Below are 14,744 nucleotides of genomic sequence, written 5' to 3'. Positions count from 1 at the left end.
CCCCGAAACAGGCTTGTCGGGGATGAAGACAACCAGAGAACAAGATTTTATCGCGCGCGATCTCGATCATCTTGATCGCGACGTGCTTTGGCAAAGGCTAAAATGCAGATGCCGGCTACTCAACCTTCCAGCGAAATCGCGTATAACGGCCTTATGAAGATTCTCGTCATAGAAGACGATCGGGAGGCTGCGGATTATCTGCAGAAAGCCTTCGCCGAGGCTGGTCATACCGCGCATGTCGCCGGTGACGGCGAAACCGGTTTCGCGCTTGCCGACGCCGGCGACTATGACGTGATGGTCATCGACCGGATGATGCCGCGCCGCGACGGCTTGTCGGTCATTGCCGGCCTTCGCTCCCGCGGCAACACCACTCCGGTGCTGATCCTGTCGGCGCTGGGCGAGGTCGATGACCGGGTTACCGGGCTGCGCGCCGGCGGCGATGATTATCTGACCAAGCCCTATGCGTTTTCCGAGCTTCTGGCCCGCGTCGAAGTGTTGAACCGCCGCGCCAGCGCCAAGGAGGCCGAAACCGTCTACCGGGTTGGCGACCTTGAGCTCGACAGGCTGTCGCATTCGGTCCGCCGGGCGGCGCGCGAGATAACGCTGCAACCGCGCGAGTTCCGCCTGCTCGAATATCTGATGCGCCACGCCGGCCAGGTGGTGACGCGCACCATGCTGCTCGAAAATGTCTGGGATTATCATTTCGATCCGCAGACCAATGTCATCGACGTCCACGTTTCGCGCTTGCGCGGCAAGATCGAAAAAGGCTTCGACAAGCCGATCCTGCATACGGTTCGCGGCGCTGGCTACATGCTGAAGGGCGGCTAGGCGACAGCATGGCTCTTTCCGTGCCCGCCATCATGAAGACGACGGCAGCGCGGCTTTCGGCGCTCTACCTCTTGCTCTTCGCGCTCTGCGCCGTGCTGCTTGTCTTCTACATGACCTCGCTGTCGGCGCGCATGCTGACGGCGCAAACGCAGGAGACCATCAACGACGAAGTGCTCGGCCTCGCCCGCGCCTATCAGCGCGGTGGCCTGCCCGTGCTGGTGCGCGTGGTTGAAAACCGCTCCCGTCAGCCTGGTGCCAACCTCTATCTCATCGCCGATGCCAATGGCCAGATCCTGACCGGCAACGTGCAGAGCCTGGAACCGGGGGTGATCGACACCGAGGGTTGGACGACCGAGCCGTTCTCCTACAAGCGCTTCGGCGAAGGCGAGCTTGACCGCCTGCGCAGCGGAACGTCCGACCAGACGCCGTCTCCTGCAACTAGCGACAATGCGACACCGCCGGCCGAAGGCGAGAAAGGTCACAACGCCATTGCGCTGGTGCTGCGGCTGCCCAATCAGATGATCATGCTGGTCGGCCGCGATCTTGGCGAACCCGAACGCTTTCGTGCCGTCATACGCCGTGCGCTGATGCTGGCGCTCGGCATGATGGGCCTCGGCGGGCTGCTGATCTGGTTCTTTGTCGGCCGCGCCGCGCTGAAGCGCATCGACAGCGTGTCGGAGGCCAGCCGCCGCATCATGGGCGGTGATCTCTCGGGCCGGCTGCCGGTGACCGGCGCCGGCGACGAGTTCGACCGGCTTTCGGAAAACCTCAATTCCATGCTGGCCAGGATCGCCACGCTCAACGAAGGCCTGAAGCAGGTTTCCGACAACATCGCGCATGATCTGAAGACGCCGCTGACCCGGCTGCGCAACCGGGCCGAGGCGACGCTTTCCGGCAAGCACAAGCCCGCCGATTATCGTCAGGCGCTCGAAGGCACCATCACCGAGTCCGACCAGCTGATAAAGACCTTCAACGCCATCCTGATGATCTCTAGGCTGGAGGCCGGATATTCGTCCGAGCACACCAACCGCGTCGATCTGGCGGCGGCCGTTCGTGATGTCGCCGAGCTCTACGAGCCGGTGGCGGAAGAGGCTGGCGTTTCGCTCGAAGCCGAAGTGAATGGTGCTTTTCTCGTCGACGGAAACCGCGAGCTGATCGGCCAGGCGCTGTCCAACATCGTTGACAATGCGATCAAATATTCGACGGACTCCACGTCCAAGCCGGCGGTTCGTGTCACGCTCGAGCGGACACATGGCGAGATCAGGCTTTGTGTCGCCGACAACGGCCAGGGCATTCCGGACGATGCCGATCGCGCTCGGGCGACCGAACGTTTCGTGCGGCTGGAGAAGAGCCGTTCGCAGCCGGGTTCCGGCCTTGGCCTCAGCCTCGCCAAGGCGGTCATGACCTTCCACTATGGACGGCTTGATCTCCTGCCTGGCAATCCGGGACTATCCGTGGTCATGAGTTTCCCTACACGGGAGGATCACTGATGGCTGCGGTTGCGAAACGGACGGTCCCGCATTGGCTGCTGAAGCCGGTGGTTGGGCTTGCCCCTCTCGACGAAGGCCGGGCGCGGCAGGCACTGGCCGAGATCGCCACGGTGGCACGCGAAGAAGGGTTGGCGCGGCTGGCCAAATTCCTGGCCGGCAAGGGGGAGGGCCAGGATTTCCTGGCCGCCGTCTTCGACCTTTCGCCGTTCTTGCGTGACACGGCGCGGCGCCGGCCGCGTATCCTGGATGCCCTTTTCGACCAGCCGGTCGAGGCGCGCCTGAAAGCGACTACCGCCGCGATCGAGCAGGTGCCATTGGCCGAGACGGTTTCCGAATCCAGCCTGATGATGGAGCTGCGCCAGTGCAAGGCCGAGGCGCATTTCCTGATCGCATTGGCTGACCTCGCCGGTGAGGCGGAAACGTCGCTGACGGTACGGCGGTTGAGCGATCTTGCCGATGTCTGCACCCGTGCGGCCGTCGACTTCCTGCTGCGCGACGCGCATGGCCAGGGCAAGCTCAAACTGCCGGATATCGACGATCCGTCACGGCAATCGGGCTGGATCCTGCTCGGCATGGGCAAGCTCGGCGCGCATGAGCTGAATTTCTCCTCCGACATCGATCTTGTCGTCTTCTTCGATCCGGAAGCGCCCGCCGTGGTCGACCCGCTCGACGCCACCGAGCTGTTTTCGCGGCTGACGCGACGGCTGGTGCGTATCCTGCAGGACCGCACCGAGCACGGCTATGTCTTCCGCACCGATCTGCGGCTGCGCCCGGATCCCGGTTCGACCCCGCTGGCGATCCCGGTTGAAGCCGCGCTGCGTTACTACGAAGCGCGTGGCCAGAACTGGGAACGTGCGGCGATGATCAAGGCGCGCCCGGTGGCTGGCGACCTGGCCGCGGGTGCTGCCTTCCTCAAGGAGCTGCAGCCCTATATCTGGCGCAAATACATGGACTACGCGGCGATTGCCGACGTCCATTCGATCAAACGCCAGATCCACGCTCACAAGGGCCATGGCGAGATCGCCGTGAAGGGCCACAACGTCAAACTCGGCCGCGGCGGCATCCGCGAGATCGAGTTCTTCGTCCAGACACAGCAGCTTATCGCCGGCGGCCGCTTTCCGGAACTGCGCGGCCGTGAAACCGTGCCGATGCTTGGCCAGCTCGCCGCCCGCGGCTGGATCACCGCCGATGCGCGTGACGCGCTTGCCCGCCAGTACTGGTTCCTGCGCCGTGTCGAGCACGCCGTCCAGATGGTGGCCGACGAGCAGACGCATACGCTGCCGGAAGACGATGAAGGGCTGGAACGCATCGCCCGCATGCTGGGTTTTGCCGATGCGGCTGCGTTTTCCCTGGCATTCCGCGCCTCGCTGCAGCAGGTCGAACGCCACTATGCGGCACTGTTCGAAACCGCTCCGGAGCTTTCGGCGGGCATCGGCGATCTGGTCTTCACCGGCGATGTCGACGATCCCGACACGCTGCGGACTTTGCATGGCCTCGGCTTCCAACGGCCGAGCGACATCTGCCGCGTCATTCGCGGCTGGCATTTCGGCCGCTATCGCGTCACCCGGTCGGCGGAGGCGCGCGAGCGGCTGACGGAATTGACGCCGGCGTTGCTGCGCTCTTTCGGCCAGACGCGCCGGGCGGACGAAGCCTTGATCCGCTTCGACGAGTTCCTTGCCGGCCTGCCCGCCGGCATCCAGCTGTTCTCGCTGCTGCAATCAAATCCGGCGCTGCTCAAGCTGATGGCGACGATCATGGGCGCCGCGCCCCGGCTGGCGGCGATCATCACGCGCCGGCCGCATGTCTTCGACGGCCTGCTCGACCCGGCCTTGCTGAGTGAACTGCCTGACCGCGCCTATCTCTCGGCACGGCTTTCGGCCTTCCTCGAAGGCGACAGGGCCTATGAGGAGGTGCTGGACCGGCTGCGCATCTTTGCCTCGGAACAAAAATTCCTGATTGGTGTGCGGCTGCTTGCCGGTTCGATCGATCCGGCCCGTGCCGGCCGCGCCTTTTCCGATCTCGCCGATCTCACTATCGAGGCGGCGCTGCAGGCGGTGACCGCCGAATTCGCGGCGCGCCATGGCACGATCGCCGGCGGCGTGGTTTCGCTGCTCGGCATGGGCAAGCTTGGCAGCCGCGAATTGACCGGCGGGATCGGATGTCGATCTCATCCTGCTCTACGATCATGACGCGGATGCTGAGGACTCCGACGGCGACAAGCCGCTGGCGCCGTCACACTACTACACCCGCATGACGCAGCGGCTGATCTCGGCCGTGTCGGCGCCGACGGCGGAAGGGGTACTCTACGAACTCGACCTGCGGCTGCGGCCGTCCGGCAACAAGGGGCCGGTGGCCACCCACGTCGATGCCTTCAAGAAATACCAGCGCCAGGAGGCCTGGACCTGGGAACACATGGCGCTGTCGCGGGGGCGCGCCATTGGCGGCGACACCAGCCTGTGCGCCGAGGTCGAAGCGGAAGTTGCCGCTGTGCTTGGCCAGCCACGCGACGCGGCAAAGGTGAAGACCGAGGCCTCGGACATGCGCGCCATGATCGAGAAGGAAAAGCCGGCGCGTGACCTCTGGGACATCAAGCTGATCCCCGGCGGGCTGATCGATCTCGAATTCATCGCCCAGGTGGCTGTCATCACCGGGCAGGTCGAGGCCGGGCCGCGTGTCACCGGTACGGCAGAGATTCTGTCTCGGCTGACGCCTGGCTTCGCCGATGCCGGAGTCCGGCAGGAGTTTGGTGCCGCCTTCGCGCTCTATCTGGCGCTGACTCAGATGACGCGGCTCTGCCTCACTGGCCCGTTCGAGCGCGATGACGTCCCGCCGGGGCTTTCGGATCTGCTTCTGGCGGTCACCGACCTGCCGGATTTCGGTGTGCTGGAAGCACATCTCAAGGAGACGTCGCAAAAGGTCAGGAAGGACTTCGACCTTTTGCTTCGTGCCGGACGACCGTGAAAGAGCTTGTCCGGCCGCATCGGGGGTGACGATGCAACAGGAGAAGACCCATGAGAAAGTCAACCAAGCTTGCCCTAGCCTTCGCAGCGCTCGCTGGCGCCGTCGGCACCACCGCCTATGCCGAAAACAATGCCAGCGCGAAAATGCGCGAGGACACGATGATGCGCCTCAACAAGGCGATGAGCGATTCAGACGGCGCCATCACCTTCGACCAGTTCTCCGACGCCATGAACGCCCGACTGAAGAAGCTCGTTGCCGAGAATGGCGGCAAGCTGACCGTCGCCCAACTGGCCGATGCTCTGGAGAAGGCGCGTTTCGAGCGGATAGCTAGGCGCATCATCGCCCGCTACGACACCAAGGGCGACGGCACGCTGACGTCAGATGACATCACCGGTCGTGAGAAGAAGGTGTTCGCCATGCTCGACAAGAACAATGATGGCAAGATCGAGAAGAGCGAACTGCCGAAGGGTGGCCGCTTTGGCCATCATGGCCAATCGGATGAAGACGACGGCGACACCATGCAGTGAAGTTTAGGAGGCAGGCTCCGGCAACATCAGCCGGAGCCCGGCCGCTCAAGCGGCGGCCTTGACGGCCGGCGGCGCCTTTTTCACCGGAATGCGCACCGACACGATCGTGCCGACACCCTCCGTCGAACGGATCTTCAACGCACCGCCCTGGAGCTCGGCCAGCGAGCGGGAGATGGCAAGGCCAAGCCCGGACCCGGCATGGTTCTTGGAGAACTGGTTCTGCACCTGTTCGAAGGGCCGCCCGAGCTTGCCCAGCGCCGCTTTCGGTATGCCGCAGCCATTGTCCTCGATCGTCAGCACCAGCGCGCCGGACGTGTTGCGGGCGCGGACCGAAATATGGCCGCCCTGGCCGGTGAACTTCACCGCGTTGGACAGGAGGTTGATGACGATCTGCTTGATGGCCCGCCGGTCGGCGAACAAGGTCAGCGCATCGGCGATGCGTGTTTCCACGGTGATCGCCTTCTGCGCCGCCTGCAGCGAGACGACGCGCACCGTCTCGCTGATCAGCGGACCGAGGTCGATCTGTTCGCGGTCCAGCGAGAACTGGCCGGCTTCGATCTTGGACATGTCGAGTATGTCGTTGATGACGCCGAGCAGATATTTGCCGCTGCTGTTGATATCGGTGGCGTACTCCTCGTAGCGCTCCGACCCCAGCGGGCCGAACAGCCCTTGTTCCATCAGTTCAGAGAAGCCGATGATGGCGTTCAGCGGCGTGCGCAATTCATGCGACATGTTGGCCAGGAATTCGGATTTGGCCCGGTTCGCCGCTTCGGCGCGCTCGGTTTCCTTCATGTATTTGCGGTTGAGGTCAACCAACTCACTGGAGCGTTCCTCTTCGGAACGCCTGGCGAGGCTGAGATCATGGATCGTGGCCATCAGCCTGCGTTCGCTGTCGACCAGCTTTTCCTGATGCAGCTTGATCTGGGTGATGTCGGAGCCGACGGAGACGATGCCGCCATCCCGGGTCCGGAGTTCATTGACCTGCAGCCAGCGGCCGTCGGCCAGCTGCCGCTCGAAGGTGGCGCCGCCTTGCGGACCATTGGTATTGGCAAGCCGGCGCTCGGAAGCAAAGGCCAGCATCCGTTCTTCCAGCGAAGCGCGCGTCACGCCCGGCATCACGTCGCGATCCGACAGCCCGTTGTCCTGCTGGTATTTGGAGTTGCACATGATCAGGCGCTGCGCCGAATCCCACAGCACGAAGGATCCATTGATGTTCTCGATCGCGGTCCTCAGCCGCAGATCGGCCGCTTCCGAGCGCAGCGCCAGATGGCGCTGCTCGGTGACGTCGACGGCGATGCCGATCAGCTGGATCTCCGGCGCCTCCGGATCCATGACTTGTGCACGCGCGCGCATCCACACCCATTGGCCGTCGGCATGCCGCATCCGAAACACCTGGTCGATATGGTCGATCTCGCGGGCGACAATTCTGTTGGCGAGCTCGAACAGGTCGCCGTCCTCGGGATGGATGATCTCGTCGACCTCGCCGAAGGACAGCATCGTCTCGCAGGGCTCGTAGCCCAGCATGTCGTACATCGAGCGCGACCAATACATCTTGCCGCGCACCATGTCCCAGTCCCACAGGCCGCAGCGGCCGCGCACCAGCGCCATGTCGATGCGCTGATGCGCTTCGAGATAGATGCGGTCGGCGGCCTGCGCGCGTGCCGCTTGCCCGAAATAGGCGTAGAGGATGATGATCAGCACGCCGGCTGTCAGCACGAACAGGGTGACGTTGAGCGAGACGGTCTTGCGCCATGTGTCGAAGACCGCTTGCTGCGGCACCAGGGCCGCCGCCGCTCCCTTCCGATCCTTGGCCACGCTGACCGCCGCATACCAGTCCTGCCCGCCAATGCTGACCTCCATGACGCCGGCGCGGTCGCCGAACATGAACAGCGGCTGGCCGCCCTCGACGAGGCCGTCGAGCGAATGGCCTTGCCATGGCATCGAGCGCGGCGTCACCGCGGTGATCTTGAAGGCGTTGTCGGTGATGACGAGCACGTGGCTGCGGCCCATCGCGCCCTGGCGGCTGGTGGTCTCCAGCAGATCCTGGACGGCGCCGGGCACGGTGTCCGAGGTGGTGGCCAGCGAACTGGCCAGCTGACCCGCCGCCAGCGTCAGGATCGCCTTGGCATCGCGCTCGACGTCGTCGCGTTCGTTCATCAGTGACAGCACGCGCAGCGCCGCGATGACGAGCAGGAAGATGATGATGAGGGCCGGTATCGACCGGCGCAGCAGCGGCTCGGCGGCCAGAAGCCGCTTATAGGCCGGTTCGGCAATGAGCCGCGTATTCCCGGCAAGGCCGTCGCTGCGCGTCCCGCGACGCGCAAAAGCCATCCCACCGGGCGCGCCCCACGCGTCCGCCTTCGCCATAAATGGCACTCCCCGAATTTGCCTATGCTGCTTGGTGATCCGGCAAAACGCCGCACATCCGAATCGTCAGTAAAGAATCAAAGGTGATTCGCCTTGTCCAGTGGTCCGACGAAAAAAGATTAAAAATCGACTAAAATAATCGGTTTTGGAGGTGCGGCGGCCTCGGGCCTTCTCCCCGCACGGGAGAAGGCAAGGGGTGCCTAGGCCAACGTCCGCTCCACAATATCGCGCAGATCCGCCGACAGGTTTTCGGCATTGGCGATCGAAAGCAGGGCTTCCCGGGCCTTGGCCTGCCGGCCCGGTTCGAGCGAACGCCATGATCTCAGCGCCGTCGCCAGCCTTGCCGCCACTTGCGGATTGCGCTTTTCGACCTCGAGCACAGTTTGCGCGAAGAACCGGTAGCCTTCGCCGTCGGCGCGGTGGAAGCCGGTCTGGTTAGCGCTGGAGAATGTGCCGATCAGCGAGCGCACCCGGTTCGGATTAGCCATCGAGAAGGCCGCATGAGCGGATAGCGCCCGAACCGTGTCTATCGCCTGCGGCCCCGGCACGCTGGCCTGGATCTGGAACCATTTGTCCATGACCAGCGGGTCGGATGCATAGGTCTTTTCGAACGCCGCCAGCGCTTGGTTTGCCTCCGGCGAACCATGGTGGCGATATGCAAGCACGGCAAGGGCGGCGGCGCGGTCGGTCATGTTGGTCGCCGATTGGAAATGCCCGGCGGCCAGTGCGGCTCCGCCCGGCAGCAGCGAGAGATAGTCCAGCAAAGTGTTGCGCAGGGCGCGCCGTCCTGCGCTTGCCGCGTCGGGGCTGAAGGCGGTCTTGTCGGCAAGCCTGTGGTAGAGGCTGGAAAATGCCTCGGCATTGGCCGTGGCGATCGCCAGCGCAAGGGCCTGCCGGGCTGCGTGGATGGCGTCGGGATCGATATTCTTGCCGATGTCGCGGGCGATGTCGGCGTCGCCCGGCAGTGCCAGCGCCAGCGCCCGGTAGGCTGGCTCCAGCGTCTCATCGACGGCGATGCTGCCGGCAAGCTCGGTCAGCCGGGTGGCGAAGACCGGGTGCTTGCCGCCAAGGATCTCGCGGAAGGCTGCGATCAGCGCATCGGTGAGCAGCGTGTTGAAGGCTTGCCAGCGCGAGAAGGCGTCGCTGTCATGGCGGGCGAGGAAGAACTGGTCGTCGGCCTTCTGTTCGACCGATAGCGTCACCGGCGCCGAAAAGCCGCGGTTGAGTGACACGGCGGGACGTTCGGCAACGCCCGAGAAACGCACCATATGGCGGCGCTTGCGGAGATGGATGACGCCATCCTCGACGCTGGCGCCCTCGACGCCGCTATAGGCGACAGGCCTGCCGCCAGCGCCGATCAGGCCGAAGGTGAGCGGAATATGCATCAGCCGCTTGCGGCTTTCGGAGGGGGTCGGCGGCACCGACTGCTCGATCTCGAGCGTGAATTCCTGCGCGGCCGCATTGTGCGTCGAACTGACCGTCAGATTGGGCGTGCCCGCCTGATGATACCAAAGCGCGAACTGCGATAGGTCGCGGCCCGAGGCGTCCTCGAACACCTTGATGAAATCCTCGATCGTCGCCGCGTCGCCGTCGTGCCGCTCGAAATAAAGGTCCATGCCGGCGCGAAAGGCCTTAGCCCCGAGGATGGTGCGGATCATGCGCACCACTTCCGAGCCTTTTTCGTAGACCGTCGCCGTGTAGAAATTGTTGATCTCGCGGTAGCGGCGCGGCCGCACCGGATGCGCCAGCGGACCCTGGTCCTCGGGAAACTGATGCGCGCGCAGCAGGCGTACCTCGGCGATGCGCTTGACCGGCCGGGAGCGCTGGTCGGCGGAGAATTCGTGGTCGCGGAAGACCGTCAGCCCTTCCTTCAGGCAAAGCTGGAACCAGTCGCGGCAAGTGATTCTGTTGCCTGTCCAATTGTGGAAATACTCGTGCGCGATGATCGCCTCGATATTGGCGAAATCGGCATCGGTCGCCGTCTCCTCGTCGGCCAGCACATATTTGTCGTTGAAGATGTTGAGGCCCTTGTTCTCCATCGCGCCCATGTTGAAGTCGGACACGGCTACGATGTTGAAGACGTCGAGGTCGTATTCGCGGCCAAACGCTTCCTCATCCCATTGCATCGACCGCTTCAGCGCGTCCATGGCGTAGCCGGCGAGCTTCTCCTTGCCGGGCTCGACATAGATGCCGAGTTCGACCTTGCGGCCGGACATTGTGACGAAACTGTCGGCGACCTGGCCGAGATTGCCGGCGACCAGGGCGAACAGATAGGACGGCTTGGGGAAGGGGTCGTGCCAGATGGCATAGTGCCAGCCGTCGCCGAGATCGCCACTGTCTCCCGGATTGCCGTTGGACAGCAGCAGCGGCGCCTCGTCGCGCAACGCCTCGATCCGCACCGTGTAGACGGACAGGATATCGGGCCGATCGAGGAAATAGGTGATGCGGCGAAAGCCCTCGGCCTCGCATTGCGTGCAATAGACGTTGTTCGAGCGGTAGAGCCCCATCAAGGCCTCGTTGCCGGCCGGCGCCAGTTCGGTCTCGATCAGCAGCTGGAAACGGCGCGCGGCAGGCGGCTCGAGAAGGGTGAGCTGGTCAGGGGTTACCAGCAGGTCCGCGGGTTTTGCCTTCTTGCCGTCGATCTCGATGCGCTTGAGCGTCAGCCCATCGCCGTCGAGCACCAATGGCGCCGCCGCTGCTACGCCGTCGCGGCGTTCGACCGTCAGTATTGCGGTGACAATTGTGGCCTCTGGCGAAAGGCGGAAGGTGAGGTTGGTCTGCGGAATGAGATAATCATTGGGGCGATAGTCTTCGAGCTTGAAGACCTGGCCGGTGTCCGTGCGCATTCCCTGGGTTTTCCTGTCGATTGCGTTGGAAGCGGACGTTCCCGCTGGTCCAAGAAATTTGAAGTCCGCGCTCTTTACACGAAACAGTCCCTCGACAAAACTCAGCCGATGCCTTCAGGCGTTCCTTCTCCACATCCTCACGAGGCAGTCATGACCGTCGTCACACCGAAATTCGGCATGGGCCCATCGCCGACGTGACGTCAGGAAAGGGGACCGAGCCAGAAACGACCAGCGGCCACGGCACGCTAAGGGGCATCGCGCTGAAGATCGTCTCGGTGGCGGTCTTTGTCGCCATGCAAACCTGCATCAAGGCGGCCGGCGACGTGCCGGCCGGGCAGATCGTATTCTTCCGCTCTTTCTTCGCCATCTTCCCGATCATTGCTTTCCTGGCATTGAAGGGACAGCTGGCGACGGCATTCGTCACGAAACGTCCCTTCAACCACGTCGCGCGCGGCGTCGTCGGCGTTGGCGCAATGGGGCTTGGCTTCTTCGCGCTGACCAGGCTGCCGCTGCCGGAGGCGATCACCCTGAACTACGCGCAGCCGCTGCTGGTCGTGGTGTTCTCCTCCGTCTTCCTTGGCGAGACGATCCGCGTCTATCGCTGGAGCGCGGTCGCCGTCGGTCTCATTGGCGTGCTCATCATTTCCTGGCCGGAACTGACCCTGCTCAACTCGGATGAAGCGCTCGACGACCAGGAAGTCCTGGGCGTCATGGCCGCGCTGGTGGCCGCGGCGATCTCGGCAGTCGCCATGCTGCTTGTGCGCAATCTCGTGCAGACGGAGAAGACGGCTACCATCGTGTTATGGTTTTCGTCGACCGCCAGCGTGCTCTCGCTGCTGACGCTGCCTTTCGGTTGGCAAGCTCTGGCGCCGGCACAAGCCGCGCTGCTCGTCATGGCCGGCTTCTGCGGCGGCCTCGGCCAGATCCTGATGACCTCGGCCTATCGCCATGCCGAGGCCTCGGTGGTGGCACCGTTCGAATACACCTCGATGATCCTCGGCGTCGTCGTCGGCTATCTCGTTTTCGGCGACGTGACCTCGCTCAACACGCTGATTGGCGGTGCGATCGTGGTGGCCGCCGGCGTCTTCATCATCTGGCGTGAGCGGCAACTCGGCCTGGAGCGCACCCGAACGCGCAAGGTGACGCTGCCACAAGGCTGATCAGGACCGTTCCGACCGCTCCTTCGCCAGCCGCACCAGCACCGCGCGAGTTTGCTCGTCGGCCGGGAAAAATGACTCAATCGCCAGTTCCGACAAAGTCACATCGAGCGGTGTGCCGAACACGGTGATGGTGCTGATGAACGACAGCACCTGATCGCCATGCGCGAGACGCAGCGGATGCACGATGGCGTTTGGCTCGACGGGCGTTGGCCTGTTGCCCTTGAGGCCGGACGGATAGCTGCGCAGCTCGCGCTCCAGTTCGACCAGCACCGGATCGCCGCTGGCATCGTTCTGGTGCTTGAGACGTTCAAGCAGATGCGTGCGCCATTCCGCGAGGTTGACGATGCGCGGTGCGATGCCACCGGGGTGCAGGCTGAGGCGAAGCACGTTGACCGGGGGCGCCAGCAGCGAAGCCTCGCTGACATCGGCGAGGAAGGGAGCGATCGCGGCATTCGCCGAAACCAGGTTCCAGTGCCGGTCCACCGCCAGCGCCGGGAAGGGCTCATGTCCCTTGAGCACGATCTCGACCGCCGCCATCGCCGGCGCCAGCGTCGTGTCGGAGAGCGGCCGTTCGCTGAAGCTCGGCGCAAAGCCTGCCGCCAGCAGCAACTGATTGCGTTGCCTCAGCGGGATCGAAAGCTGCTCCGCCAGATGCAAGACCATGTCGCGCGAGGGTGCGGCGCGCCCGCTTTCTACGAAGGAGAGATGCCGCTGCGAAATCTCAGCCTCCATGGCGAGGTCGAGCTGGCTCATGCGGCGGCGCGTGCGCCATTCGCGGATGAGGCTGCCGGCGGAGGTCTGGGCTGATGTCATGGGGGATGGTTAGGCTGACGGGGACGACATTTCAATTACCTGCGAGGTTATCGCTAGGAGAGCGCCCGCAGCTTCGCCTTGACCTCAAGAAAATCCCGCCATGCCAGCTTCTTGTGCGCCGGCGTCCGCAGGAGATAGGCCGGGTGCAGCGTCGGCATGGCCGGAATGGCGATGCCGGAGGCCGTGGTGTGGGCACGCCAGTTGCCACGCAGCCGCAAAATGCCTTCCGAGGTGTTGAGCAAGGTCTTGGCCGACGGCCCGCCGAGATTGACCAGCACCTTGGGATTGACCAGCTCGATCTGCCGCTCGATGAACGGCCGGCAGATTTCGGTCTCGTGCGGCGTCGGCGTGCGGTTGCCCGGCGGCCGCCAGGGAATGACGTTGGCAATGTAGACCGAGCTGCGGTCGAGCCCGATCGCGGCCAGCATGCGGTCGAGCAGCCGGCCCGAGCGGCCGACGAAGGGCAGCCCCTCAATGTCCTCATCGCGGCCCGGCGCTTCGCCCACCAGCATGACCGCGGCCTCCGGGTTGCCATCGGCGAACACCAGGTTCTTGGCGGTGGCCTTGAGATTGCAGCCGTCGAATGCCGCCATGTGCTGGCGCAACTCGTCCAGGGTTGTTGCCATTGTCGCCAACTGGCGCGCAAGTGCTGCCTGAGCTTCGTCTGGCACGGCGGCGACCGATGAACGGGCTGGCGCGTCCGGCACCCGGCTCGCATCCAACCCGGACGATGCCGCGGGCCGCTCCGGCGTCTTGTCTTCGCGAGGCGGCGCCGCCGCTGCCGGTGCACGCTCGACGGGCCTCGGCGCCGCCTCGGCGAAGCGGTTGACAGGGGCGTCTTCCAGCGCCTCATCGACGCCGGCGCTGGCATAGAACGCCAGGATGTCGGCAATATCGGTCGGGCTTGTGGGGGAGGCGGCAGTCATGGCGCGCACATTCGTCCGCACGGCTGCAATTTGCAAGACCGGCTGCTTGCCCTATCCGGTCGGGATGCGCGGATCCTGCACCAGATAGAAGGTCCATCGTGGCGTGTAATCCGTCATCAGGAACTCGAAGCTAACGGTCTTCAGCGGGTCGACCTTGCCGTTCTTGAACAGCAGCCGGTCATAGGGTTCGAAGTCGCGGTCGAAGTCGGCGAAATTGCTCGACCAGATATTTTCGGGCGTCTTGTTGCGCTGGTCGAAGGAAAGCCCGTCTCCAAAAACGCTGGGCTGATCGAGTATCTCCTGAAGCTCGAACTGGAACTCGATCCAGGCCTGGCCGCTGTTGTTGAGCACGTCGATGCGCATATACATTATGCCATTGGCGAACTCGCCCGCCTTGCCGAATGTCTCGATCGGCTTTGTCGTGCGGATGGTCAGCGTCACGGGTGTCGCCGAATTCAATTCTTCGGTGATGACCAGCGGATCGTCCTTGGTTCCGATGCCGGAGGCTCCGGTGATGCGGAAGCCGCCAAGTTCGTCGGAGAAGGAGTAGGCGCCTGTCGCCCAGACCTTCACCTCGTCCGCGGCGGCGTGCCCTGGTGCCGACGTCATAAGGGCCAGAAGAATCGCCCGGCAGGCCCGGCCGGGCGACAAAAGAAAGCGCGTCGAAGGAAAGCCGGCTGGCCCAGGAATGCGCATGGCGGGAAGTATGGCCGATAAGCAAGCCGCCGAACAATTAAAAAACGCAAGCGCGGCGGTCTCGCCGGGCACGAACGGCTGCCCTGCCGCAGGATGCGCGACTTTTTGGCCAAATCCGCATTGTCACGTA

Annotated in this window: 9 protein-coding genes and 1 pseudogene; 5 read left to right on the top strand and 5 right to left on the bottom strand. The window is 64.1% G+C overall.

Translation table 11 applies throughout. The features are described from left to right. Window positions 1-153: 153 nt before the first annotated feature. The 4 genes and pseudogenes from AC0V8S_RS28865 (at window position 154) to AC0V8S_RS28850 (ending at window position 5,806) form a co-directional block, all read left to right on the top strand. A complete protein-coding gene (locus tag AC0V8S_RS28865; protein WP_027041628.1) occupies window positions 154-828 on the top strand; it encodes a response regulator transcription factor in 675 nt (224 codons plus the stop codon). Between the two features lie 8 nt (window positions 829-836). Continuing rightward, on the top strand, window positions 837-2,318 hold the full coding sequence (locus AC0V8S_RS28860) for a sensor histidine kinase (protein ID WP_475434846.1): 1,482 nt from the start codon (window positions 837-839) through the stop codon (window positions 2,316-2,318). Beyond that, window positions 2,318-5,279, top strand: a pseudogene (locus tag AC0V8S_RS28855) (bifunctional [glutamine synthetase] adenylyltransferase/[glutamine synthetase]-adenylyl-L-tyrosine phosphorylase). The gene AC0V8S_RS28860 and the pseudogene AC0V8S_RS28855 overlap by 1 nt, the downstream one beginning before the upstream one ends. A gap of 50 nt (window positions 5,280-5,329) precedes the next feature. Next, entirely contained in the window at window positions 5,330-5,806 is a 477-nt protein-coding gene (locus AC0V8S_RS28850) for an EF-hand domain-containing protein (RefSeq protein ID WP_183457723.1), read from the top strand. A gap of 45 nt (window positions 5,807-5,851) precedes the next feature. Here AC0V8S_RS28850 and AC0V8S_RS28845 read toward each other — a convergent pair whose 3' ends face one another. Together AC0V8S_RS28845 and pepN are read right to left on the bottom strand one after the other, a co-directional pair. Further along, complete coding sequence (locus AC0V8S_RS28845; RefSeq protein ID WP_475434844.1) at window positions 5,852-8,173, bottom strand: PAS domain-containing sensor histidine kinase; 2,322 nt, start codon at window positions 8,171-8,173, stop codon at window positions 5,852-5,854. 200 nt (window positions 8,174-8,373) lie between these two features. Continuing rightward, window positions 8,374-11,019 (bottom strand): aminopeptidase N, encoded by a 2,646-nt coding sequence (pepN, locus tag AC0V8S_RS28840; protein ID WP_475434842.1) that lies wholly within the window; start codon window positions 11,017-11,019, stop codon window positions 8,374-8,376. Window positions 11,020-11,213: 194 nt separating this feature from the next. On the opposite strand from pepN, the gene AC0V8S_RS28835 reads away from it, so the two are divergent. Continuing rightward, window positions 11,214-12,179, top strand: coding sequence for a DMT family transporter (locus AC0V8S_RS28835; RefSeq protein ID WP_475434840.1), 966 nt, complete (start codon window positions 11,214-11,216; stop codon window positions 12,177-12,179). On the opposite strand, the gene AC0V8S_RS28830 is transcribed toward AC0V8S_RS28835, so the two are convergent. The 3 genes from AC0V8S_RS28830 to AC0V8S_RS28820 are packed head-to-tail and all read right to left on the bottom strand — an operon-like array spanning window position 12,180 to window position 14,614. Further along, window positions 12,180-12,992, bottom strand: coding sequence for a helix-turn-helix domain-containing protein (locus tag AC0V8S_RS28830; protein WP_475434838.1), 813 nt, complete (start codon window positions 12,990-12,992; stop codon window positions 12,180-12,182). It lies immediately after the preceding gene. A gap of 53 nt (window positions 12,993-13,045) precedes the next feature. Next, a complete protein-coding gene (locus AC0V8S_RS28825; protein WP_475434836.1) occupies window positions 13,046-13,918 on the bottom strand; it encodes a uracil-DNA glycosylase in 873 nt (290 codons plus the stop codon). Between the two features lie 51 nt (window positions 13,919-13,969). Further along, window positions 13,970-14,614, bottom strand: coding sequence for a hypothetical protein (locus AC0V8S_RS28820; protein WP_183457737.1), 645 nt, complete (start codon window positions 14,612-14,614; stop codon window positions 13,970-13,972). Window positions 14,615-14,744 lie beyond the last annotated feature (130 nt).

It is taken from the genome of Mesorhizobium oxytropidicola (assembly GCF_056174625.1).
This window is presented reverse-complemented; position numbering and strand designations above follow the sequence as displayed.